Here is a 2419-nt window from a genome sequence, read left to right as displayed (position 1 = left end):
TTTTTATTTTTTGTGGTATAATATACTTAGCTCGTTGAATAGAAAGGGGTGTTTTATGATGCTTATATAATTTATTTGAGTTTGTGCAGTTTTCCACTATGTGTTAGTATGCTTTGGGTTCGCTCACAACTCACCAAATCTCCAACATCTAAACTGTTAAATTCATATTCAGAGCATGATAATTTGAATTGTTCTCCAGACATTTCCTCAATCGTGATATAGTGTCGAAAGAACCTTTCGCTTTTTTCAACAATGGTTACTTCTCCACCCATCGGATAGTAAGTTCTATGAACATAGACCATACTATAAATGCTAAAGATAACGAGGACAAAAACTATCACAACCAGTGCCTTTTTCGTGATTTTCATCGCAAATATTCCTTTCGTGCCATATTTCAACGCTACTCTAGGTACAGTTTTATTTCCCAGTTAAAGAATTTTATAAATACACACAAAAATAAGGATTTAACAAAAGGGGCGATATGATCGCCCCTTTTGCTTTATTTGCATGCGCTTCAGATTGTGGTACATCTGTCATAGATGACCTGCGCTCAAAGTGGCAGGGCACTTTTCAATGCGTTGGATAGTTTATCTCTATTATACGCAGATGGCAGCAGGCTGTCAATGGATTTTTACCCTGGCGGGATTTGGCGCCTGCGGCTTGACAAAAACACGAACTCGTACTATGCTTGGTACGAATTCGTGTTTTAAGGAGGAATCCTTATGGATGGCAACGAAAGTGCCCGGCGGCTGGCCAAGGCTGCCTGCGCCCTGGACGGGGCCTATGACCGTCTGGCAAAACGGCTGGGGATCACGGGGAATTTGCTGTGGCTGCTGTACATTCTGGACGACGGCGCACCCCACTCCCAAAAGCAGATCTGCGAGGAGTGGCTATTTCCCAAAACCACCGTCAACACCCTCACCAAGGAGTGCCAAGGGGCGGGGTATATCACCCTGCACACCATCCCCGGCAAGAAGCGGGAGCTGCACATCCAGCTCACCGATGCCGGGCGGGACTACGTCCACCAAAAGCTGCGGGCCTTTTACCAGGCGGAGGAGGCGGCCCTGCAGGTGACCTTGGAGACCTGTCCCCCGGAATTTGTCTCCTATTTGGAGACCTACACCCAAAACCTGATCGCCGCCTTTGGGGTATACGAAAATAGAAAGGAACCCAAGTAATTTATGGCACGCATCCATTTATCCGAACACTTCACCTACAAAAAGCTCCTGCGCTTTGTGCTGCCCTCCGTCCTGATGATGATTTTTACCTCCATCTACAGTGTGGTGGACGGCCTGTTTGTCTCCAACTTCGTGGGCACCACGGCCTTTGCCGCGGTGAACCTGATCTACCCCCTGGTGATGATGCTGAGCTCTGTGGGCTTCATGCTGGGCACCGGCGGCACCGCCATCATCGGCAAGACCCTGGGGGAGGGGCAGCGGGAGGAGGCCAACCGCTACTTTACCATGCTCATGGCGGCGGTGGTCCTCTTTGGCGCGGTGCTGGCGGCCTTGGGCATCCTGTTCCTCCGGCCGGTCTCCATCCTCCTGGGGGCGGAGGGGGCGTTGCTGGACGACTGCATCCGCTATGGCCGGGTCATTTTGGCCGCCCTGCCCTTCTTCGCGCTGCAGGTTGCCGTCCAAGAGCTCTTTGTGGTGGCGGAAAAGGCCAGCCTGGGGCTGGGGGTGACGGTGCTGTCCGGGGTGGTGAACATGGTGCTGGATGCCCTCTTCGTGGCGGGCTTCCACTGGGGGCTGCTGGGGGCGGCTTTCGCCACGGCCATCAGCCAGGTGGTGGGGGCGGTGGTGCCGGTGCTCTACTTCGCCCGGCCCAACGACAGCCTGCTGCGCTTCACCAAGGCCCTGCACTTCTACCCCAAGGTCCTGGGCAAAGCCTGCGCCAACGGCTCCTCGGAGATGGTGAGCAACCTGGCCAGTTCCCTGGTGTCCCTGCTGTACAACTACCAGCTCCTGCGCCTGCTGGGGGAAAACGGGGTGGCCGCCTATGGGGTCATCATGTACGTGGGCTTCATCTTCGCGGCGGTGAACCTGGGCTACGCCATGGGCGCGTCCCCCATCATCAGCTTCCAGTACGGGGCGGAGAACCACAGCGAACTGAAAAACCTCTACCGCAAGAGCCTCCTGCTCCTGTCCGCCGGGGGCCTGGGGATGTTCCTCATTGCCAAGCTGGTGGCCCGGCCGCTGTCCCTCATCTTTGTCAGCTACGACCCGGTGCTGTTGGAGCTGACCGTCCACGCCTTCCACATCATCGCCTTTGCCTTCCTTCTCAACGGCCTGAATACCTTTGCCTCGGCCTTCTTCACGGCGCTGAACAACGGGGCGGTGTCGGCGGTGCTGTCCTTCCTGCGTACCTTCGTGTTCCAGATCGTAGGGATTTTGGGCCTGCCGCTGCTCTTCGGCGT

The 2419-nt window shown here is 54.9% G+C and carries 3 protein-coding genes; 2 read left to right on the top strand and 1 reads right to left on the bottom strand.

Features of this window, described 5'->3' with window-relative positions; genetic code table 11:
* Positions 1-71: 71 nt before the first annotated feature.
* Complete coding sequence (locus ACTOZL_RS10145; RefSeq protein ID WP_482478275.1) at positions 72-368, bottom strand: hypothetical protein; 297 nt, start codon at positions 366-368, stop codon at positions 72-74.
* A 354-nt stretch (positions 369-722) separates the two neighbouring features.
* Here ACTOZL_RS10145 and ACTOZL_RS10140 point away from each other — a divergent pair, with 354 nt between their 5' ends.
* On the top strand, positions 723-1178 hold the full coding sequence (locus ACTOZL_RS10140; protein ID WP_482478274.1) for a MarR family winged helix-turn-helix transcriptional regulator: 456 nt from the start codon (positions 723-725) through the stop codon (positions 1176-1178).
* A 3-nt stretch (positions 1179-1181) separates the two neighbouring features.
* Positions 1182-2419 (top strand): MATE family efflux transporter (locus tag ACTOZL_RS10135; RefSeq protein WP_482478272.1); only part of this gene is annotated, 1238 nt, incomplete at its 3' end.

Source organism: Evtepia sp. (assembly GCF_056797215.1).
This window is presented reverse-complemented; position numbering and strand designations above follow the sequence as displayed.